The 19,764-nt window shown below is 71.0% G+C and carries 18 protein-coding genes and 1 pseudogene; 13 read left to right on the top strand and 6 right to left on the bottom strand.

From position 1 onward, the window contains the following. Nucleotides 1-76 precede the first annotated feature (76 nt). Nucleotides 77-1,657: a phenylacetic acid degradation bifunctional protein PaaZ gene (gene paaZ / locus ACIBTS_RS13590; protein ID WP_399319115.1), complete on the bottom strand. Its 1,581-nt coding sequence runs from the start codon at nucleotides 1,655-1,657 to the stop codon at nucleotides 77-79. A 49-nt stretch (nucleotides 1,658-1,706) separates the two neighbouring features. Further along, a complete protein-coding gene (locus tag ACIBTS_RS13585) occupies nucleotides 1,707-2,591 on the bottom strand; it encodes a VOC family protein (RefSeq protein WP_399319113.1) in 885 nt (294 codons plus the stop codon). 82 nt (nucleotides 2,592-2,673) lie between these two features. Between ACIBTS_RS13585 and ACIBTS_RS13580 the strand changes: the two genes are divergently transcribed. From ACIBTS_RS13580 to ACIBTS_RS13525, 12 genes and pseudogenes are all read left to right on the top strand, one after another. After that, nucleotides 2,674-3,279, top strand: coding sequence for a carboxymuconolactone decarboxylase family protein (locus ACIBTS_RS13580; protein ID WP_399319111.1), 606 nt, complete (start codon nucleotides 2,674-2,676; stop codon nucleotides 3,277-3,279). Then, nucleotides 3,276-4,124, top strand: a complete 849-nt coding sequence (locus tag ACIBTS_RS13575) for a fumarylacetoacetate hydrolase family protein (RefSeq protein WP_399319109.1) — start codon at nucleotides 3,276-3,278, stop codon at nucleotides 4,122-4,124. Before ACIBTS_RS13580 ends, ACIBTS_RS13575 begins: the two co-directional genes overlap by 4 nt. Before the next feature lie 34 nt (nucleotides 4,125-4,158). Continuing rightward, nucleotides 4,159-4,701 carry a MarR family winged helix-turn-helix transcriptional regulator gene (locus ACIBTS_RS13570; RefSeq protein ID WP_399319107.1) on the top strand — a complete coding sequence of 181 codons (543 nt, stop codon included), beginning with the start codon at nucleotides 4,159-4,161 and terminating at the stop codon, nucleotides 4,699-4,701. Nucleotides 4,702-4,846: 145 nt separating this feature from the next. Continuing rightward, on the top strand, nucleotides 4,847-5,377 hold the full coding sequence (locus ACIBTS_RS13565) for a cupin domain-containing protein (RefSeq protein WP_399319105.1): 531 nt from the start codon (nucleotides 4,847-4,849) through the stop codon (nucleotides 5,375-5,377). Next, the gene (locus ACIBTS_RS13560) at nucleotides 5,374-6,573 is read left to right on the top strand and encodes a cytochrome P450 (protein WP_399319103.1); all 1,200 of its coding nucleotides are present in this window, start codon (nucleotides 5,374-5,376) and stop codon (nucleotides 6,571-6,573) included. The genes ACIBTS_RS13565 and ACIBTS_RS13560 overlap by 4 nt, the downstream gene beginning before the upstream one ends. Before the next feature lie 23 nt (nucleotides 6,574-6,596). Next, nucleotides 6,597-6,920 carry a 2Fe-2S iron-sulfur cluster-binding protein gene (locus ACIBTS_RS13555; RefSeq protein WP_266392679.1) on the top strand — a complete coding sequence of 108 codons (324 nt, stop codon included), beginning with the start codon at nucleotides 6,597-6,599 and terminating at the stop codon, nucleotides 6,918-6,920. Further along, entirely contained in the window at nucleotides 6,917-8,170 is a 1,254-nt protein-coding gene (locus tag ACIBTS_RS13550) for an NAD(P)/FAD-dependent oxidoreductase (RefSeq protein ID WP_399319102.1), read from the top strand. Before ACIBTS_RS13555 ends, ACIBTS_RS13550 begins: the two co-directional genes overlap by 4 nt. After that, nucleotides 8,167-9,624 (top strand): class I adenylate-forming enzyme family protein, encoded by a 1,458-nt coding sequence (locus tag ACIBTS_RS13545; RefSeq protein ID WP_399319100.1) that lies wholly within the window; start codon nucleotides 8,167-8,169, stop codon nucleotides 9,622-9,624. The genes ACIBTS_RS13550 and ACIBTS_RS13545 overlap by 4 nt, the downstream gene beginning before the upstream one ends. Nucleotides 9,625-9,734: 110 nt before the next feature. Further along, nucleotides 9,735-10,847 (top strand): alcohol dehydrogenase catalytic domain-containing protein, encoded by a 1,113-nt coding sequence (locus ACIBTS_RS13540; RefSeq protein ID WP_399319098.1) that lies wholly within the window; start codon nucleotides 9,735-9,737, stop codon nucleotides 10,845-10,847. A gap of 28 nt (nucleotides 10,848-10,875) precedes the next feature. After that, nucleotides 10,876-12,066 carry an acyl-CoA dehydrogenase family protein gene (locus tag ACIBTS_RS13535; RefSeq protein ID WP_399319096.1) on the top strand — a complete coding sequence of 397 codons (1,191 nt, stop codon included), beginning with the start codon at nucleotides 10,876-10,878 and terminating at the stop codon, nucleotides 12,064-12,066. Next, nucleotides 12,063-12,965, top strand: coding sequence for a 3-hydroxybutyryl-CoA dehydrogenase (locus ACIBTS_RS13530; protein ID WP_399319094.1), 903 nt, complete (start codon nucleotides 12,063-12,065; stop codon nucleotides 12,963-12,965). The genes ACIBTS_RS13535 and ACIBTS_RS13530 overlap by 4 nt, the downstream gene beginning before the upstream one ends. 109 nt (nucleotides 12,966-13,074) lie before the next feature. Then, nucleotides 13,075-13,218: pseudogene (locus ACIBTS_RS13525) on the top strand (IS701 family transposase); the annotation flags it as partial. A gap of 19 nt (nucleotides 13,219-13,237) precedes the next feature. Here the strand turns inward: ACIBTS_RS13525 and ACIBTS_RS13520 are convergent. From ACIBTS_RS13520 to ACIBTS_RS13510, 3 genes are all read right to left on the bottom strand, one after another. Beyond that, on the bottom strand, nucleotides 13,238-14,470 hold the full coding sequence (locus ACIBTS_RS13520; protein WP_399319092.1) for an MFS transporter: 1,233 nt from the start codon (nucleotides 14,468-14,470) through the stop codon (nucleotides 13,238-13,240). Between the two features lie 204 nt (nucleotides 14,471-14,674). Beyond that, complete coding sequence (locus ACIBTS_RS13515) at nucleotides 14,675-15,076, bottom strand: cupin domain-containing protein (RefSeq protein WP_398684152.1); 402 nt, start codon at nucleotides 15,074-15,076, stop codon at nucleotides 14,675-14,677. Continuing rightward, on the bottom strand, nucleotides 15,070-15,726 hold the full coding sequence (locus ACIBTS_RS13510; RefSeq protein WP_399319089.1) for a TetR/AcrR family transcriptional regulator: 657 nt from the start codon (nucleotides 15,724-15,726) through the stop codon (nucleotides 15,070-15,072). Before ACIBTS_RS13510 ends, ACIBTS_RS13515 begins: the two co-directional genes overlap by 7 nt. 304 nt (nucleotides 15,727-16,030) lie before the next feature. On the opposite strand from ACIBTS_RS13510, the gene ACIBTS_RS13505 reads away from it, so the two are divergent. Continuing rightward, complete coding sequence (locus tag ACIBTS_RS13505) at nucleotides 16,031-18,778, top strand: FAD-binding and (Fe-S)-binding domain-containing protein (RefSeq protein ID WP_399319088.1); 2,748 nt, start codon at nucleotides 16,031-16,033, stop codon at nucleotides 18,776-18,778. Between the two features lie 89 nt (nucleotides 18,779-18,867). On the opposite strand, the gene ACIBTS_RS13500 is transcribed toward ACIBTS_RS13505, so the two are convergent. Next, nucleotides 18,868-19,755, bottom strand: a complete 888-nt coding sequence (locus ACIBTS_RS13500; RefSeq protein ID WP_399319086.1) for a fumarylacetoacetate hydrolase family protein — start codon at nucleotides 19,753-19,755, stop codon at nucleotides 18,868-18,870. Nucleotides 19,756-19,764 lie beyond the last annotated feature (9 nt).

The raw sequence follows: 19,764 nt of genomic DNA, 5'->3' as shown, positions 1-19,764 counted from the left end.
CGTAGCGCGTCGCACAAAATGAGCAGAGCGCCGCAGGCTCTCGAAGAGCGACGCCTGCGGGAGCCGATCGCGACGATCACAGGGATTCGACCGCCGGAGAGGGCGGTGCGGCGTACAGCGTGTCGAGCAGCCGTGGCGAGGCCTGGAGTGCCGTTCGCTGCATCAGATCGACGACGCCGCGGGTGCCCGCCATCTCCGATCCTGCGCCGGCGCGACCGGGTCCGCCGTGTCTCAGGGCGGGCAGTGGTGATCCGTGGCCGGTGGTCTGCGCCATGTTCGTCGAGTCCAGCAGGTGGAGCCGTCCATGCCAGGGGGCCACGTCCTGGAGGAAGGCGGTCGTCCAGGAGAGGTCGTCGCCGACGACGGAGGCGGCGAGGCTGCCCCGGCCGCGCGCCACCAGGTCGGTCGCGTGGGCCGTGTCGCGGTACGCCAGCACGGTCGCGGCCGGTCCGAACGGCTCCACCTCGTGAGGTGCGGCGGCGTCCGGGTCGGCGGAGACGAGGAGGGTGTCGAGGAACGCCCCCCGATCGGGGTCGGCGTCGATCAAGCGCACCTTCTCGGGGTCGCCGTGCACGAAGCGTCCGGACCGGGCGATCTTCCGTGCCGCCTGTCGTACGTCGTCCCGCTGGGCGAGGCTGACGACAGGCCCCATCCGCACGCCTTCTGCGGCGGGGTTCCCTATGGTGATGCCGGCGAGCTCGGAGGCGATCGCGTCGAGCACTGCGTCCTCATGCTCGCGCGGGACGAGGACGCGGCGGATCGCGGTGCACTTCTGACCCGCCTTCACGGTCATCTCGGTCACCACCTCGCGCACGAACGCCTCGAACAAGGGGGAACCCGGGGTGACGTCCGGGGCCAGCACGATGGCGTTGACGGAGTCGGCCTCGGCATTGAAGCGGACGGAACGGGCCACCAGGTCGGGGTGTGTGCGCAGCGTCGCCGCCGTGGCGGCGGAGCCGGTGAAGGAGAGGACGTCCTGCTCGGCGAGCAGGCCGAGTGCCGGGCGCACCGAGCCGGCGACCATCTGCAGGGCGCCGGGCGGCAGGGCGCCGGCGTCGGTGACGATCCGGACCAGGTGCTCGGTGAGGTACGCGGTCGGGGTGGCCGGCTTCACCACGCTGGGCAGGCCCGCCAGCACCGCCTGGGCGAGCTTCTCCAGCGGTGCCCACACCGGGAAGTTGAAGGCGTTCACCTGGAGCATCAGGCCCGGGGAGGGGGTGACGAGGTGTACGCCCAGGAAGTCGTCGCCCCGGGCGAGGCGTTCGGCGGGGCCTTCCACCAGGTGGGGCGCGTCCGGCAGTTCGGTGCGGGCGCGGGCCGCGTAGTCGCGCAGGACGCGGATGCCGCCGTCGACGTCGTAGCGGGCGTCGTTGAGAGTGGCTCCGGCGCGGGCGGAGAGGGCGTACAGCTCTTCGCGGCGGGCGCGGACGGCCGTGGCGACAGCGTCCAGGAGGTCGGCCCGCCGATGGAAGCTCAGCGCGCGCAGCGTGGGGCCGCCTGCGCGGCGCGCGTGGTCGAACGCGCCCGCGAGGTCGAGGCCTTGGGAGGAGACGCGGCAGACCGTCTCGCCGGTGACGGCGTCGTGCACGTCAACTGCCTTTGATTCGGCGGCAGCTGGCACCACCCAGGTGTCCTGCAGATAGCTCTCGAGAAGCATGGGGAACGGCCCGCTTTCTTTCAGAGGGGTCGAGGAACGCGAAGTCGGGCTACGAAATCGGGTGGTGACCCCAGATGTCAGCCGTGTACGTACGGCTGACCCACGTGCTCTCGTCGACCTGCACGCCGCCCGCGCCGATCTCGATGCCGAATCCGGCCGGCGAGGTCATGTAGAACGAGAACATCCCGTCGTTCGCGTGCTTGCCGAGTGTCGCCATGAGTCTCACGTCGTGCTCACGCGTGCGGTCGAGCGCGCGGCCGACCTCCTCCGGACTGGTCACCTCGCACAGGATGTGGTGGGTGCCCTCGTTCTTGTACGACCGGATGAAGGCGATGCTGTGGTGCCGCGGGTTGCAGCCGAGGAAGTAGAACGTGCCCCAGGGATAGTCGGCGGTGTCACTGAGCCGGAAGCCCAGGACGTCGCAGTAGAAGTCCACGGCCTCCTGCACGTGCGGTGTCTTCATCACCACGTGCCCGAGCCCCTGCTCCCCGGTCACGAAGTCGACGCCCAGCGGTGACACGAACTGGCTGGGGGCCAGGCGTCGGCCGCAGAACAGCTCGGTACGGATGCCGAGGGGACCGCCGAAGTGCACCATGCGGGCCACCTGGCGGTCCCCACACTCCTCTTCGGTGCCCGCAGTGACGTCGATGCCGGCCTCCTTGAGCCGCAGCGTCATCGCGTCGATCGCCGCTCCGTCACGGACCTCCCAGCCGATGACCGTGACGCCACCGGCCTCCGCCTCCGTCAGCCACATGCGGAACGGGTGCTGGTCCATCCGCAGGCGGTAGCGCACGGGCCGTCCGCCCGCGGCAGAGCCGCGCTCGGGTGCGGCCTCCGGCTCGACCGCGAGGCCTATCACTGTGCGGGCGTACTCCGCCCATGCTGTCGGGTCGGGCGTACCGATGCCCACGTACCCAAGGCTCTGGATCGTCATGTCCAAGACCGTATTTGTTAGACCCTTGACGGTCAAGGGCCATACGAATACGTTGACGCCATCGAGCCGAGGAGGTCCGACGATGTCGGGAGTAGTGCCCGAGAAGGCCCGCCTGCAGCCCGTCGACGAGAGCGAGCTGCACGAGAAGACGCTGGCGTCGCTGGCGCCGTACCGCGATCAGGACGGCAGGATCTACACGATCTGGGCGACCCTGGCGCACCACGAGGACGCGCTGCGCCGCTTCATCGTCTTCGGCAACCACGTGCTGGGGAAGAACACCCTGCCGCTGCCGTCCCGGGAGCTGATGATCCTCCGGATCGCGGCCCGGGCGCAGGCCGCCTACGAGTGGGACCAGCACGTGCGCATCGCCCGCCGTGCCGGGCTCGCCGACGACACGATCCTGGCCGCCGTGACCGGTGACTGGGACGGGCTGGACGAGCTCGACCGGGTGCTGCTCACCGCCACCGACTCCCTCCTGGACCGCCAGGGCGTGGACGACGAACTGTGGGGCCGGATGACCGCCCACCTGAGCGTCGAGCAGGTCATCGACGTCCTCTACACCGTCGGCCAGTACCTCACCATCGCCACCGTCATCAACACACTCGGCGTCCGGGTGGAGGGCGAGCTCGCCCTGCCCCTCCCCCGGTCTGTCGACCGGCCCGCCGCCCGGAAGGAAGAAGTCGCATGAAGCTCGCCAACCTCGCCGGGCGCCCCGTCGTCGTCCGTGACGACCGCGCCCTCGACATCGCGGACGCCAGCAAGGGAGCGATCGAGCCGCGTCTGGAGGTGCTGTCCGACCTCGCCCTCCACGACGAGCTGCGCGCTCTCGCCGAGCGGGCCGCCGACGCGGACTGGAAGCCGTTCGCGCCGGGTGACCTGGGCCGGGTCGCCAAGCCGTACAAGGCCATCGGTGTCGCCCTGAACTACCGGGCGCACGCCGAGGAGTCCAACCTTCCCGTGCCGGACGAACCCTCGGTGTTCGCCAAGTTCGCCTCGTCGGTGGTCGGCCCGTACGACGCGATCGTGGTCGAGCCGCAGTACGACAAGGTCGACTTCGAGGCGGAGCTCGTGGTCGTCATGGGCAAGGAGGGCAAGAACATCTCCGAGGCCGACGCCTGGTCCCACGTCGCCGGCGTCACCGCGGGTCAGGACATCAGCGACCGCAAGGAACAGTGGCGCAAGCCGATCAACCAGTTCACGCTGCCGAAGTCGTACGACACCTTCAGCCCGATCGGCCCGTACCTGGTGACGCTCGACGAGTTCGCCGACCCCGACGACATCGAGGTGGCCGGCTGGGTCGACGACCTGGAGGTGCAGCGGGGCCGCACCTCCGACCTGATCTTCAGCGTGCCCGAGCTGATCGCCTGGCTGTCGAAGCGGGTGACGTTCGAACCCGGCGACCTGATCTTCACCGGCACCCCGGCCGGCTGCGGCGTCCGCCGCACCCCGCGGCTGTACCTCACCGAGGGCAAGGTCCTGCGGACCGAGGTCACGGGTGTGGGCACTATGGTCAATCCGGTCGTCGGCGGCTGACACCGGCGAGGCCGGAGAAGGAAGGGTGGGAGACGTGACGGACACCGTGCGCGAACCGGAGACCTCGGGGACGAGCCGGACCCGGGAGTTCTCGGAGCTGCTGCGCCACCAGCATCGTGAGCTGGGCACGACCGATCCCCGGGACCTCGACGCGATCGAGATGGTCACCGACCTCACCCGCCTCGAAGCCCGGCTGACCAAGGACTTCGAGAAGCACGTCCACCGGCCGCTGGGCCTGACCTGGGCGGGCTTTAGGATCCTGAACGCCCTCTGGGTCTACGGACCGCTCGGCCAGCAGGACATCGGCCGGGTCTCCGGATCCACCCGGGCCAGTATCTCCAGCGCGCTGGCGACCCTGGAGAGCCGCGGCCTCGTCACCCGCGAGCGGGTCGAGACCGACCGCCGTCAGCTGGTCGTCGAGCTCACCGCGGAGGGCCGCGAGACGCTGCGGCTGGCCATCGAGGCCCAGACGAAGCGCGAGCGGGCCTGGACGGGCATCCTGCGTGACGACCAGCTCGGTGAACTGGTGCATCTGCTGCGTACGCTGGTGAACCAGGAGACCCCGCCCGCGGAGTGACCGGGCCTGGGGAGTGACCGGGCCCGGGGAACCGGCCCACCACAGGACTCGTGCTCGGAGCCGCCGCAGCACGACCGTCGAAAAACAGTTAGAACCTTTACCGTCAAGCATCTAACAGTAGGTCGGTTTCTCAAGGGAGAGAATCATGGTCCGTCGTGTCGTCACCGGTGTCAGCCCGAGCGGGAAGCCCGTGATCGTCAGTGACGGCGAGCCGCCGCGCACCAATCAGTCCGTGCACACCCCCGGCTTCGCCCGCTCCCTCGTGTGGAACACGGCGGCTCCCGCCGTCCCGTCGGCCGACCCGACGGCATCCCTGAAGTCCTTCGTGCCCGCGCCGGGCGAGACGGTCGCGCTGACCGTCACCTTCGCGCCGGCCGGTGTCTACGCCGACCCCAGCTGGGACCCCGCCGCCGCGGCGGCGGAGCAGCTGGAGTTCAGCCCCGGTCTCGCCGAGCTCTTCGAGCCCGACAACCCGGGCATGCACACCACGCCCACCGTCGACTACGGCGTCGTCCTCACCGGCGAGCTGGTCCTCGACCTCGACGGCGGCGAGACCGCGGTCCTGGGGCCCGGCGACATCATCGTGCAGAACGCCACACGCCACGCCTGGCGCAACAACGGCACCGAGCCCGCCACGGCGTTCTTCGTCCTGATCGGCGCGGGCGGCACCTCATGAGCCCCCTGACGACGGCGGCGCCCGGCGCTCCGGTCGTCGATCTCGACCTGGCCGAGCTGCGCCGCGACCCCTACCCCGCCTACGCCGAGCTGCGCCGCACCGCCCCGCTCGCCTGGGTCCCCTCGGTCGGCCGGCACCTGCTCACCCGGTACGAGGACATCGTCCTGGCGGAGAAGCTCCCCGAGGTGTTCAGTTCGCGCGAGGAGGGCTCGCTGCTGCTGCGTACGGTCGGCCGGAACATGCTCCGCGAGGACGACCCGGACCACCGGCGCCTGCGGTCCGCCGCGGAGCCGCCGACCCGTCCGCGCCAGGTCCGCGACCTGTGGGCGGGCGCCTTCGAGCGCACGGCGCACGAGCTGCTCGACCGGATCGCGGGCCGGGGCGAGGCCGACCTGATAGCCGACTTCGCCGAGCCGCTCGTCGCCGCCAACCTGGCCCTGGTGCTGGGCCTGCGCGACGCGAGCGCCGAGGACGTCGCCAACTGGTCGCGGGCGATGATGGCGGGCAACAGCAACTACGCCGACGACCCCGGCATCTGGCTGCGCGCCGAGCGGGCCACCCGGGCCATCGAGGACGCGGTGGCGCGGGCCGCCGAGGCCGCCCGGCGCGAGCCCGACGGCTCGGTGATCTCCTCCATGGTCCACGCGGCCGGGCCGGTGGATCTCGCCGAGATCCAGAACAACGTCAAGGTCATCATCGGCGGAGGCGTCAACGAGCCGCGTGACGTCTTCGGCGTCGGCGCCTGGGCGCTGCTGAACCGTCCCGAGGTGCTGGAGCGGGCCCTGAAGGAGCCGTCGAGCTGGAAGCGGGTGTTCGAGGAGACCGCCCGCTGGGTCTCGCCGATCGGCATGTACCCGCGCCAGCTCACCCAGGATCACGAGATCGCCGGGACGACCCTCCCCGCCGGCAGCCGCGTGGCCCTCGTCATCGCCTCCGGCAACCGGGACGAGTCGGTGTTCGAGCGGGCCGACGAGTTCGACCTCGACCGGCCGCACCGTCCGCACCTCGCCTTCGGCGGCGGACCGCACTTCTGCATGGGCGCGTGGGTCGCGCGCCACGAGGTCAGCGCGATCGCCTGGCCCCTCGTCTTCGGCCGCCTCGAGGGACTCCGCCTCGCCGACGGCGCAAAGAGCCGCCTGGACGGCTGGGTGTTCCGCGGGCCGACCTCGCTGAACGTCACCTGGCAAGCAGCCTGAGCCGTCCCCATCGGGAGGACTTCATGCCCACCGTCATCTTCCAGTTGCCCGACGGGACCGAACGCAAGGTCACCGCCGCGTCGGGGACCGTGCTCATGCAGGCGGCCGTCTCCAACGGCGTCCAGGGCATCGTCGCCGAGTGCGGCGGCAACGCCTCCTGCGCCACCTGCCACGTCTACGTCGACGCCGACCGGTCCGAGCTGGTGGGAGGCCCGAACGACGTCGAGGACGAGATGCTGGACTTCACCGCCGCCGAACGCCGGCCCACCAGCCGGCTCAGCTGTCAGGTCGAGCTCTCCGACGCCCTCGACGGCCTGGTGGTCCACGTGCCCGAGGAGCAGGTATGAGCACAGGTACGACGCACACCGCCGGTGTGGTCGTGGTCGGCGGCGGGCAGGCCGGTTTCAGCGTCGCCTCGACCCTGCGCGCCTGTGGCTACGACGGTCCGGTCACCGTGTTCGCCGCCGAACCCCATCTGCCGTACCAGCGGCCGCCGTTGTCCAAGAAGGCCCACACCGAGCCGGACGAGCTGCGGGTCTCGCTGGTCCCGGAGTCCTTCTACGCCGAGCGGGACATCGAGCTACGGCTCGGCGACGGCGTGATCGCCCTGGACCTCGCCGCCCGCACGGTCCGCACCCGCGCCGGCGGACATGTGCCCTACGCCCACCTGGTGCTGGCCACCGGCGCCCGCAACCGGCCCCTGCCCGTCCCCGGCGCCGACCTGGCCGGCGTCCACGCCCTGCGCTCGCTCGACGACGCCCTGGCCGTCGGCCGGGCTCTGGCGACGGCCCGTGACGTGGTCGTCGTCGGCGGCGGCTTCATCGGGCTCGAACTCGCCCAGGTCGCCCGAACCCGCGGCGCACGGGTGACCGTCGTCGAGCTGGCCGACCGGCTGCTGAGCCGGGCCGTCTCCCCGCAGCTCCAGGAACACCTGCGGCAGCGGCACGAGGAGTCCGGCGTCCGCGTCCTGACCGGGACGGCCGTGCACGCCGTCGAGGGTACGGACCGGGTCCGGCAGGTCGTGACCTCGGCCGGGATTCTCCCCGCCGACCTCGTCGTGTACGGCATCGGAGCCGTCCCCAGGGACGAGCTGGCGCGGGACGCCGGCCTGGCCGTGGACGACGGTGTGCTGGTCGACGAGCAGCTCCGCTCGGTCACCGACCCGCGGGTCTCCGCCGTAGGCGACTGCGCCCGCCACCCCCACCCGCACGCGGTCGGCCCGGTCCGGCTGGAGTCCGTGCAGAACGCCACCGACCAGGGCGCGCTCGTCGGCCGCCGCCTCGCCGGACAGCCCTCCCGGTACGAGAACCTGCCGTGGTTCTGGAGCGACCAGGGTGCCGTCAAGCTGCAGATCGCCGGGCTGCGCGCGCCCTCCGACGAGGTCCGGCTGGTGGCGGGCGACACCCCGGGACGACTCGCCGCGTACGCCTTCCGCGAGGGCAGACTGGTGGCCGTCGAGACGCTGGACTGGCCCGCGGAGCATCTCGCGGCCCGTCGGCTCCTCGATCGGCCGACGCCGGTCCTGGCCGACGAGCTGACGGGCACGACGCTGGGCGGGCTCGCCCGCGCGAGACGGGCCGCGGAGGTGCCGTCATGACCACGACCTCCTGGTTCGGCGCCCACCTCGTGACCAGTGCGGCCGAGGCGGGCTCCCGGCCCGCCCTCGTCTTCGAGGACCGCTCCTGGACCTACGCCGAGCTGGACCGGGCGGTCCGGCGCACGGTCGCCCGGCTCGACAAGTACGGGGTGCGCCCGGGCGACCGGGTGGTGATGCAGGGCGCGGCCCGGCCCGAGGCACTGATCACGCTGTTCGCGGTGACGCGGATGGGCGCCGTCCTCGTCCCGCTGCACCCGCAGGTGACGGGCGGCGAGCTCGCCCTCGTGTGCGAGGAGACCGCCCCGACGGCCGTGGTCGCGGGCGAGGGCTTCCCGGCGGGCACGGGCCTGCGGCTGACGTGGGAGGACCTGCATCCCGAGGACGAGGGGCCCGAGGCGCCGCTCTCCGATCCCCCGGCCGGCTCGGACGTCGCGGTCATCGCGTTCACGTCCGGAACCTCCGGCCGCCCCAAGGGCGTCGCACTCACCCACGACAACCTGTACCGGAGCATGGCGGGCGCGCTGGCTCTGCTGCCCTTCGGCGAGGACGACACCGCGCTGGTCTCCACCCCGCTGGCGCATGTCGCCGTCCTCGGCGGGCTGCCGCAGTGCACCTGGGCGCGGCGCGGGACGGTCGTGCTGGCGCCGCGCTTCGACCCGGACCTGTTCGTCGACCTGGTCCGCGACCACCGGGTCACCTGCGCCTTCGCCGTCCCCGCCATGTCCGCCCTGCTGGCCCGCCACCCCCGCTTCACCGGCGGCGAGCTGGACACCCTGCGGTGGATCCTGTCGGGTGGCTCACCGGCCCAGACCGCCACCCGCGAGCAGTTCCGGGCCCGCGGGATCGGCGTGGTCAACTCCTACGGTCTGACCGAGACCAGCGCGGGCGTCACGTACTCCGGGCCCGACGAGCCGGCGACCTCCACGGGCTCCCCCGTCCCGGAGGTCGAGCTGACGGTGGTGGACGCGACCGGGGCTCCCGCGCCGGTCGGCACACCCGGCGAGATCTGGGTGCGCGGGCCGTCGGTCGCGTCCCTGTACTGGACCGCCGCCGGGCCGGTGCCGGTGACCGACGCGGAGGGCTGGTTCCACAGCGGTGACCGTGGACGGTTCGACGACGAGGGCCGCCTCACGGTCGTCGGCCGGCTCAAGGAGACCATCATCACCGGCGGCGAGAACGTCGACCCCGCCGAGGTCGAGAACGCGCTCGCCGACTTCCCCGGTGTCGTCGAGGTCGCGGTGTCGGGGGCGCCGGACCCGGTCTGGGGCGAGGTCGTGACCGCCTTCCTCGTCACCGACACCGGCACCCCGACCCTGGACGACGTCCGCGGTCACCTCGACGGCCGGCTCGCCCGGCACAAGTGGCCCCGGCGGCTGTGCGTCGTACCCGCACTGCCGCGCGGGGCCACCGGAAAACTGCAGCGCGCGCGACTGACGACGCTGCTCAACGGCTGACTACCCGTCAGGAAGACCGCTCGACCCCTCTCATTGCTCCACAACCCCCAGAGGCCGCACCGCCGTTGGTGCCGTCTCCGCCATCCCTACCCTCACCCCGAGGAGACGCCATGAGTGCGACCATGCGAGCCGCGCGGATGCACGCCGTCGGCGAGCCGATGAGGATCGAGGAACTCCCCGTTCCCGAGCCCGGCCCCGGTGACGTCCGCGTGGCCGTCCACGCCGTCAACATCGTTCCGAACCTCGCCAACATCCTGAACATGTGGACGACCTGGTTCCCGCACAGCCCCCTGCCGACCCTCCCGGCGATCTTCGGCCTGGACCCGGCAGGCGTGGTCGAGGCCGTCGGCGAAGGCGTCCAGGCCTTCAAGCCGGGCGACCGCGTGTACGTCAACCCGGGCCGCTCCTGCGGCTCCTGTCGCTCGTGCCGGGGCGGCGACTCGATCAACTGCGCCAGCTACGCCTTCGCCGGCTATTTCGGCTTCTCGCCGACCGCGATCGACCTGCTCGACCGCTACCAGGGCGGCCTCGCCGAGTACATGGTGGCCCCGGCGTACAGCCTGGTGAAGCTGCCGGACTCGCTCTCCTTCGAGGCCGCCGCCCGCTTCGGCTACATCGGCACCATGTACTCGGCGCTGCGCAAGGCCGAGGCCGGGCCGGGCAAGACGATCCTGATCAACGGCATCAGCGGCACCCTGGGCATCGCCGCCGCGCTCCTCGCACCCGCCATGGGCCTCACCCACGTGTACGGCACCGGCCGCGACAAGGGGCTCCTGGACCAGGTCGGCAAGCTGGCGAGCGGCCGTCTGAACCTGCACTCCCTCGACGACGGCCCGGTCGACGAGTGGATCCACGAGCAGACCGACGGCTACGGCGTCGACATCTACATCGACGCCCTCGGCCCGGGCGCCCCGCACGAGACCTTCCGGGCCGGCATGCGGGCGATGGCGCGCGGCGGCATCGCCGTCAACATCGGCGCCGTCGCCGGTGATCTGCCGATCGACATCCACCGGATGATGGACCAGCAGCTGCGGCTGATCGGCTCGGCCTGGTTCACCTCCGCCGAGGGGCAGGTCATGGCCGACATGGCGGGGGCCGGCCTGCTGGACCTGAGCCCGCTGGAGCACCAGGTGTTCCCGCTGGAACAGGTCAACGACGCCATCGGTGGCATCGCCGAACGCAACGGCGGCTTCAGCAACTTCATCATCAGCCCGACGGCCTGACGCCGGCGAAGACTCAAGGAGACTGACGATGCACGCACCGCACGCCGGCCGCCCGGCCGACCCCCTCGACCTCCTGGAACTCGACAGCCTGCTCACCCCGGACGAGCGCGCCGTACGCGACGCGGTGCGCACCTTCTGCGACCGGCGCGTCGACCCGTTCATCGCCGAGTGGTTCGAGCAGGGCGAGATCGAGGACATCCGCGGCCTCACCAAGGAGCTCGGCGAACTCGGCCTGCTGGGCATGCACCTGGAGGGCTACGGCTGCGCGGGGATGAGCGCGGTCGACTACGGCCTCGCCTGCCTGGAACTGGAGGCGACCGACTCCGGACTGCGTTCCCTGGTCTCGGTGCAGGGCTCGCTGGCCATGTACGCGATCCACGCCTTCGGTTCCGAGGAGCAGAAGGAGGAGTGGCTGCCGCGGATGGCGGCGGGCACGGCCATCGGCTGCTTCGGCCTCACCGAGCCCGACTCCGGCTCCGACCCGGGCAGCATGCGCACCGCCGCCCGCCGGGACGGCGCCGACTGGGTCCTCGACGGCCGCAAGATGTGGATCACGAACGGTTCGGTCGCCGACGTCGCCGTGGTCTGGGCCCGCACGGAGGACGGCATCCGCGGCTTCGTCGTCCCCACCGACACCCCCGGCTTCTCGGCGCCGGCGATCAAGCACAAGATGTCGCTGCGGGCGTCGGTGACCAGCGAGCTGGTCCTGGACTCCGTGCGGCTGCCGGCGACGGCCGTCCTGCCGGACGTGCGGGGGCTGCGCGGTCCCCTGTCCTGCCTGAGCGAGGCCCGGTACGGTATCGCCTGGGGCGCGATGGGCGCCGCACGCTCCGCCTTCCGGGCGGCGCTGAACTATGCAGGCGACCGCGTTCAGTTCGGCCGCCCGATCAGCGGATTCCAGCTGACCCAGGCCAAGTTGACCGACATGTCCCTGGAGCTGAACAAGGGCACCCTGCTGGCCCTGCACCTCGGCCGGATCAAGGACGACCGCGGGCTGCGGCCCGAGCAGGTCAGCTACGGCAAGCTCAACAACACCCGGGCGGCGCTGGAGATCTGCCGTACCGCGCGCACGGTGCTCGGCGCCAACGGCATCTCGCTGGAGTACCCGGTCATCCGGCACGCCAACAACCTGGAGTCGATCCTCACCTACGAGGGCACGGTCGAGATGCACACCCTGATGATCGGCCAGGCGCTGACGGGCCAGGCGGCGTTCCGGTGAGCGCCGGGCCGGGCGCGGACATCCGCGGGGTCGGGGTCGTCGGCTGCGGTCTGATGGGTGCGGGCATCGCCGAGGTCTGCGCCCGGGCCGGCCTGGACGTCGTCGTGCACGAGGTGAACCCGGGTGCGGCCGAGGCCGGCCGGGCCCGGATCACCGCCTCGCTCGACCGCGGCGTACGACGCGGCAAACTCTCCGGCGCGGACCGTGACACCGCGCTCGGCCGCCTGCGGGTCTCCACCGACCTGACGGACCTGGCCGACCGGGACCTGGTGGTGGAGGCGGCGACGGAGGACGAGAAGGTGAAGGCGGCGCTGTTCGCCGAGCTCGACCGGATCGTCGTCCGGGAGGACGCGCTGCTCGCGTCGAACACCTCCTCCCTGCCCATCATGAAACTGGGCATGGCCACCGCCCGCCCGCACCAGGTGATCGGCCTGCACTTCTTCAACCCGGTGCCGGTCCTGGAGCTCGTGGAGATCGTGCCGTCCCTGCTGACAGCCCCTCAGACACAGGTCCGGGCGGAGGAGTTCGTCACCCGGGTCCTGGCCAAGAAGGTCATCCGCGCCCAGGACCGGGCCGGCTTCGTGGTCAACGCCCTGCTCGTGCCCTACCTGCTCTCCGCGATCCGGATGCTGGAGTCCGGGCACGCCTGCGCGGAGGACATCGACACCGGCATGGTCCTCGGCTGCGCCCACCCGATGGGCCCGCTGAGCCTGGCCGACCTGATCGGCCTGGACACCCTCACCGCCATCGCCGACGCGATGTACGCGGACTTCAAGGACCCGCTGCACGCCCCGCCGCCCCTGCTGCAGCGCATGGTGGAGGCCGGACTGCTGGGCCGCAAGTCCGGACGCGGCTTCCACCACTACTCCGAGCACGACTCTTCCATGAAGGGCAACTGACCTCATGGCACAGGAAGTTCGAGATGTACAGGATGTCAGGAGAGCGCCGGCTGCCGCGCGAGGCGGTGGGGCCTCGCCCCCGTAGCACGCCTTCCGCGCATCTCCTGGGCTGTCGGACCTACCGCGCAAGAACTGCTGGACCATCGCAGAGTGGGCCGGAGAGAGCACCCCGGACGGCATGCAGCACCTGCTCGGGCGGGCCAAGCGGGACGCCGACCAGGTCCGCGACGACGTGCGGGCCTACGTGGTGGAGCGTGGTGAACCGGCCCGGGTCAGGCGTCGTCAGCCGTGGCGGGCGTGTCGGTCTCCCGGGCGGACACCGCTGCGGCGACGCGGGGGCGGGTCTCGACCGCGGGGGCGAGGAAGGCGGCGCAGCCGACGCAGGCGAGGACGACGAGCATGGCAGGGCGCAGGCCGATGTGGTCGCCGAGGAAACCGAGGCCGGGCGGCCCGACGAGGAAGGCGACATAGCCGATGACGGCGACCAGGCTGACCCGGGCCGTCGAGTCGGGGCCGGATTCCCCGGCGGCCGAGAGCGCGAGGGGGAAGCCGAGCGAGGCACCCAGTCCCCATAACAGCACGGCGGCTCCGGCGAGGACAGCGTTGTCGGAGACGATCACGAGGAGCAGGCCGAGTGCCCCGGACGCGGCACTGGCCCTGACTACGGCGGTGCGGCCGAAGCGGTTCAGGAAGAACGTGCCGGAAAAGCGGCCCAGTGTCATGGCGGCGGCGAATCCGGCGTAGACGAGGGAGCCTGCTGTGGCGTCCATGCCGTGCCCGTCGACCATCAGCAGCGGCAACCAATCGTTGGCCGAGCCCTCGGCCAACGCCATCGCCATCACGATCGCGCCGATGAGGAGGAGTTTCCCGTCCTTCCACACCGCCGGGTGCCGCCGTTCACCGTCGGCTCCGGGCGACTCGTCGGGGAGAGCGCGGCCGGTGCCCGCCGGGATGGCGCGCACCGAACAGAGGTAGAGTCCCGCGGCCAGCGGAACGACCGCCGCGAGGTGCCACTGCACCGGCACCCCGGCCGCCGTCGCCGCGATGCCCGCACCGGCTCCGACCACCGTGCCCAGGCTGAAAAAGCCGTGCAGGGCGGGCAGGGTGGTCCTGCCGCTGAGCCGTTCCACGTCCGCGCCGTCGACGTTCACAGCCACATCACCGACGCCCAGACCGGCGCCGAAAGCGCACAGGCCCGCGGCCACCACCGCTGTTGACGCGGCGAGACTGCCCACGGAGATCACGGCCATCCCGGCTATGAGCAGCCATGTCCCCCAGGCGATCACGCGCCGCGTCCCGAACCCGGAGACCAGCCGCCCGGATAAGGAGATACCCACCATGGAGCCGAGTGACAGCCCGAACAGCACCAATCCCATCTGTGCGGTGGACACGTCCAGCCGGTCCCGGATCGCGGGCGTGCGCGTCACCCACGACGACATCGCGATTCCGGCCAGCAGGAAGAGCAGGAACAACGCATGACGGCGCCGACGCACGGCCTGGTCCATGAGAATGCTTCTCCGTCGATTGGGACAGCAGTCGGCCGGGCATCGGCACCTACCCGGTTCGGACAAATGTACAGACCCGCGCATCGCCGGGAGTAAGCGCTTACGGAATATCGCAGACCACCTCACCGCCTCCAGCCGACGGAAGCAGATCCTCGACGTCACGCTCGGCGTGGCACCGAACAGGGGGCGATCCGGGTGCAGTTGCTAGGAGGGGGTTCCGCCGGAGCGCTCCGGCGGCGACTCCAGTCGCGTGTAGGCGTGCACGCGGCTTTCCAGCCCCTGCGGGTTGGGGCCGTAGACGGCGAGCATACGAGCGTGTTCCGGTGCCCAGTAGCGCCCGACGCTCCCGGCCGGGACCCGGACCACGTCGCCCGTGACCGCCTCCACGGTCTCTCCATCACACGCGACGAACAGGTGGCCTTCCAGGACATAGTTGAACTCGTCGTGCGGATGCTCGTCCGTCCATGATTCGCCCCGCAGTTCCCACTCCATGAGGGCGACTCCTGGTCGGTGGCCCTCGCCCGGCGCCACGAAGGCATGACCGCTGGGCCATTCCTCGTTCCGGCGGACGAGAGGGCCGGAGGGGTACTTCTGCGGCGTCACCATCTGCCCCTTCCGAGTTCCAGCAGCGCGAGGGTCGCGGTGTTCGCCTTCTCGACCAGCGCTGCGAGCGACCGCGGCTTGCCGTCCCACATGGCCCAGCGATTCGCGCCTTCGAGGACCGTCATGACCAGCTTGACCTGCTGGAACGAAGGTCCGAAGCCCATGTCTTCAGCCGCGGCACGGTAGAGCGCCTCGTACAGGTCGACCCAGGCGTCGACTTCCTCACGGAGTGCCAATGGGAGAAAGTGGACGACCTGGTCGGTCGCGACCAGCAGGTCCCAGAGGTTGCTTTCGGGAAGCTGGATCTGCCGGGCCAGGTGGACATGCACCATCCGACGCCAGCCCTCCCTGGGGTCGGAGACGCCACGCACCTCGTCGAGTACGGCGATGCCGAACTTGTAGAAGTGCCAGCGGAGGGACTCGGCGACGATCTCGTCGCGGCCGTCCGGGAAGTGGTTGTACAGGCTCGGGGCCTTGATCGCCATCTCCTTGGCAATCATGCGCATGGTGACCGAGTTGAACCCGTTCTCGGTGGCCAGCCGGAGGAACGCCTCGAGGATCGCTCGCCGGGACGCGCTCTGGCTGCTCCAGTCGAGCTTGCCCAGGTGCTGGCCGAACTCCTCGACAGCGCCGGGCCACCGTTCCTTGCCCACCGACTCCTCCTTCACCGACGTCGGAGACCCGTGAGTGGCCGGCCTCGACCGTGCGTGCGGTCGAGGCCGGCGCAGCGATGCGTGACGTCGGAAACTACCTTACGTTAGTCAGGCTCGCCCGTCGCCCTTCGTCATCCCCTGGGCCGAGGGCGTCAGGAATGACCTTCTCCACAGTAGCGAAACTACCTTACGTTAGTTAGCCTGAAGTATGCCGATCCCAGCACAGTCTGCGCAGTCCGCATCCGACGAAACGCGGCAGGACTCGTCGAGGGCCTCGCACGATGACCTCGCCGCCGCTCTCCGCGTGGCTGGAGTCGAGTTCGACGACTCGCCAGTGACACGAGCGCTGTACTCCTCCGACGCGAGCTTGTACCGCGTCGTCCCGTCCGTGGTCGTGAAGGCGCGGAACGCCGAGGACGTGATCGCCGCTCATGGGGTGGCGCGTGAGATGCAGGTTCCGGTCACGATGCGCGGTGCGGGCACGAGCATCGCCGGCAACGCGATCGGGAGCGGCATCGTCATCGACACCCGCCGGTTCAACCGGATCCTCGACATCGACCCGGGCGGGCGTACTGCGCGCGTGGAACCCGGCGTGGTGCATGCGGACCTGCAGCGCGCGGCGGCGCCGCACGGACTGCGGTTCGGGCCGGATCCGTCTTCGCACAGTCGTTGCACGGTCGGCGGGATGATAGGGAACAACGCCTGCGGGTCACGAGCGCTGGGCTACGGGCGGACGGTGGACAACGTCGAGTCGCTGCGTGTGCTCTACGGGAACGGCGAACTGGCCCTGGAGCAGGACGGTCGGCCCGGCGGCGTCACCGCGGCGCGGCTGGCGGCCGTCGGGGAGGCGAACCTGGCCCATCTGCGGACCGAGTTCGGCCGCTTCGGCCGCCAGATCAGCGGCTACAGCCTCGAACACCTGCTGCCCGAGCGGCGCCGTGTCGACCGGTTCCTCGTCGGCAGCGAGGGGTCGCTCGCGACGGTCCTCGAGGCGGCCGTCCGGCTCGTCGACGACCGGGTCGATCGCAGGATGCTGGTGCTCGGGTACCCGACGATGGCCGACGCGGCCGATGCCGTGCCGGCGCTCCTCGCCGCGGCACCGGGGCGTCTCGTCGCGTGCGAGGGCATGGACTCACGCATCGTCGGTCTGGTGCGCGCGAAGGGTTCACCCGTCCCCGACCTGCCACGGGGAAGCGGCTGGCTGTTCGCGGAAGTGGCAGGCGAGGACGCGATGGACGCGGTGCAGCGGCTCGTCGCCGCCGGTGCCGCGCTGGACACCAGGTTCGTCGACGACCCGCGTGAGGCGGCTGCTCTCTGGCGCATCCGTGAGGACGGCGCCGGGCTCGCGGGCCGGTCGCTGCCGACGCCGGCGTACGGGGGATGGGAGGACGCCGCCGTTCCGCCGGAGCACCTCGGGGCATGGCTGCGCGACTTCGAGGAACTGCTGCTGGAGCACGGCCTTCAGGGCGTTCCGTACGGGCATTTCGGCGACGGCTGCGTCCACTGCCGCATCGACTTCCCGTTCCGGCCCGGCGACCCGGCTTCGGCCGGAGTGTTCCGCGACTTCATGACCGCCTGTGCGAAACGGCTGCGTGACTACGGCGGCACCCTGTCGGGAGAGCACGGTGACGGTCGCGTCCGCGGCGAGCTGCTGCCACTGATGTACGACGAGACGTCCCTCGCCCTGTTCCGGCAGGTCAAAGCGGTCTGCGACCCCGACGGGCTACTCAACCCAGGGATCATCGCCGACCCGGTTCCGATCACCGACGATCTGCGCCCCGTACGCCCTCGGATACCAGTGCGCCCCGGTCTGCGTCTGGTGCACGACGCCGCGGACCTCGGCGCCGCGGTGCACCGTTGCACGGGTGTCGGAAAGTGCGTGGCGCCGAAGACCGCCGGGGTGATGTGCCCGTCCTATCTCGCCACCAAGGACGAGCGGGACTCGACCCGTGGCCGTGCCCGGGTGCTTCAGGAAGCGCTCGACGGCGGGTTGCTGCGCGGCGGTCTGAACGACCTGGCCGTGGCCGAGGCACTCGAACTGTGCCTGGCCTGCAAGGGATGTTCGAGCGACTGCCCCAGCGGCGTCGACATGGCCACGTACAAGAGTGAGGTGCTGCACCAGCGGCACGATATCGCCGGGATGAGGCGGCCGAGGTCGCACGTGTTCCTCGGGCAGCTCCCCAAGTGGGCCCGCCTCACCGCGCCGCTGGCTCCGCTGACCAACTCGCTGCTGCGCGTCAAGCCGCTCGCCGGCCTGGCCAAGTGGGTCGCCGGTGTCGACCGCAGGCGCTCCCTGCCGCGGTTCGCCTCCCCCACCCTGCGGCGGGCGACGGACACCTCTCGGGCGGCGGATGCTCAGGCCGACGTGCTGATCTGGGCTGACTCCTTCACCGACCACTTCTTCCCGGAGTCCGGCCTGGCGGCGATCCGGTTCCTGGAGTCACACGGCCTCGATGTCCGCGTCATCCGGGAGGACGCCTGCTGCGGCCTGACCTGGATCACGACCGGCCAGCTCGAACAGGCGCGGACCCTCGTCGAGCGGACCGTGCGAACGCTCGCGCACCACGTCCGCAGCGGGATCCCGGTGATGGCGCTGGAACCGTCCTGCCTCGCCTCGCTCCGCAGCGACGCGCGGGAGCTGTGCGACACCGAGGAAGCGGCCACGGTGGCGTCGGGGGTGCTGAGCTTCGCCGAGCTCGTCGAGCGCCTCGACCTGGCGCTGCCCGATCTGAGCGGTGTGGAGGTGGTCGCGCAGCCGCACTGTCACCACAGCGCGGTCATCGGCTGGGACACCGACCAGCGTCTGCTGGAGCGGGCCGGGGCGACCGTCACCAAGGTGGCGGGGTGCTGCGGCCTGGCGGGCAACTTCGGCGTGGAGAAGGGGCATTACGAGGTCAGCGTCGCGGTGGCAGAGTCGCACCTCCTACCTGCGGTGCGGGCCCACTCGGACGCGGTGGTCCTGGCGGACGGCATGTCCTGCCGCATCCAGCTCGGTGATCTGGCCGGGGTGTCGACTCTTCATCTGGCGGAGCTGTTCGCTTCGCGCGCCTGAGACCCGGGACGGCGACCCAAGAGTCCTGACGGAGCAAACGTCTGCGGAGCTGACCCCGAGGTCAGCTCCGCAGACGTAAGAGGGACAGTTCAGACGACCTGGTTGCTCAGGAGCCCGATCTTCTCCAGGCGCACCTCGACCTTGTCACCAGAACGCAGCCACAGGGGCGGATTCCGCTTCGCGCCGATGCCCTCGGGAGTGCCGGTGGCGATGACGTCGCCGGGGCTGAGGGTGAGGAACTGGCTGACGTAGGAGATGATCCGAGCGATCGGGAAGATCATGTACTTCGTGTTGGAGCCCTGGACCCGGCTGCCGTTGACGAACGTCTCGATGTCCAGGCTCTGCGGGTCGCCGATCTCGTCCAGCGTGACGATCGCCGGCCCGAACGGCGTGGCCCGGTCCACGGCCTTGCCCGCGAGCCACTGCGTGCCACGGTACTGCAGGTCGCGGGCGGTGATGTCGTTGAGGACCGACAGACCGGCCACGTACGACAGCGCGTCGCTCTCGTCGACGCGGCTGCACTCTCTGCCGATGACGACGGCGAGTTCGCCCTCGAAGTCGAGGTTGTCGGTCACGTCGGACCGGTCGATGGTGTCGTAGGGGCCGATGAGGCTGCTGGCGAACTTGGCGAACAGGTCGGGGTGGGTCGGCAGGGCGCGGCCGGTCTCGCCGACGTGGTCGGAGTAGTTCAGGCCTACGCACAGGACCTTGAGGGGGTCGGTGACGGGTGGCCCGAGCAGTACGGAGTCAAGACCACCCACCGGCTTCACGGCCCCGCCGTCGAGGACCGGTCCGAGAGCCGCGGCGACCTGGGGCAGTTGACCGCCGTGCACCTGGAGGAAGGCGCGGACGGACGGCAGGTCGCAGGAGGCCCGGGAGCCGGCCGCCCAGAGCACTTCGTTGAGGCTGAACACCTGGCCGCCGTGGAGAAGGCCCGGCTTCCAGCCGGCGCCGGAGTCGTAGGAAACGAGCTTCACGTCATGTCC

This window comes from Streptomyces sp. NPDC050121, from assembly GCF_044460385.1.
Taxonomy (GTDB): domain Bacteria; phylum Actinomycetota; class Actinomycetes; order Streptomycetales; family Streptomycetaceae; genus Streptomyces; species Streptomyces soliscabiei.
Note: the sequence above shows the minus strand (reverse complement) of the source record. Positions and strands in the feature narration are given on the sequence as shown.

What these genes read in the sequence shown, in the direction of transcription:
- ACIBTS_RS13585 (WP_399319113.1), bottom strand. Translation starts at nt 2,591, where the DNA reads ATGACGATCCAGAGCCTTGGGTACGTGGGCATCGGTACGCCCGACCCG.
- ACIBTS_RS13565 (WP_399319105.1), top strand. Translation starts at nt 4,847, where the DNA reads ATGGTCCGTCGTGTCGTCACCGGTGTCAGCCCGAGCGGGAAGCCCGTG.
- ACIBTS_RS13555 (WP_266392679.1), top strand. Translation starts at nt 6,597, where the DNA reads ATGCCCACCGTCATCTTCCAGTTGCCCGACGGGACCGAACGCAAGGTC.
- ACIBTS_RS13575 (WP_399319109.1), top strand. Translation starts at nt 3,276, where the DNA reads ATGAAGCTCGCCAACCTCGCCGGGCGCCCCGTCGTCGTCCGTGACGAC.
- ACIBTS_RS13535 (WP_399319096.1), top strand. Translation starts at nt 10,876, where the DNA reads ATGCACGCACCGCACGCCGGCCGCCCGGCCGACCCCCTCGACCTCCTG.
- ACIBTS_RS13550 (WP_399319102.1), top strand. Translation starts at nt 6,917, where the DNA reads ATGAGCACAGGTACGACGCACACCGCCGGTGTGGTCGTGGTCGGCGGC.
- ACIBTS_RS13580 (WP_399319111.1), top strand. Translation starts at nt 2,674, where the DNA reads ATGTCGGGAGTAGTGCCCGAGAAGGCCCGCCTGCAGCCCGTCGACGAG.
- ACIBTS_RS13545 (WP_399319100.1), top strand. Translation starts at nt 8,167, where the DNA reads ATGACCACGACCTCCTGGTTCGGCGCCCACCTCGTGACCAGTGCGGCC.
- ACIBTS_RS13560 (WP_399319103.1), top strand. Translation starts at nt 5,374, where the DNA reads ATGAGCCCCCTGACGACGGCGGCGCCCGGCGCTCCGGTCGTCGATCTC.
- ACIBTS_RS13540 (WP_399319098.1), top strand. Translation starts at nt 9,735, where the DNA reads ATGAGTGCGACCATGCGAGCCGCGCGGATGCACGCCGTCGGCGAGCCG.
- ACIBTS_RS13520 (WP_399319092.1), bottom strand. Translation starts at nt 14,470, where the DNA reads ATGGACCAGGCCGTGCGTCGGCGCCGTCATGCGTTGTTCCTGCTCTTC.
- ACIBTS_RS13515 (WP_398684152.1), bottom strand. Translation starts at nt 15,076, where the DNA reads ATGGTGACGCCGCAGAAGTACCCCTCCGGCCCTCTCGTCCGCCGGAAC.
- paaZ (WP_399319115.1), bottom strand. Translation starts at nt 1,657, where the DNA reads ATGCTTCTCGAGAGCTATCTGCAGGACACCTGGGTGGTGCCAGCTGCC.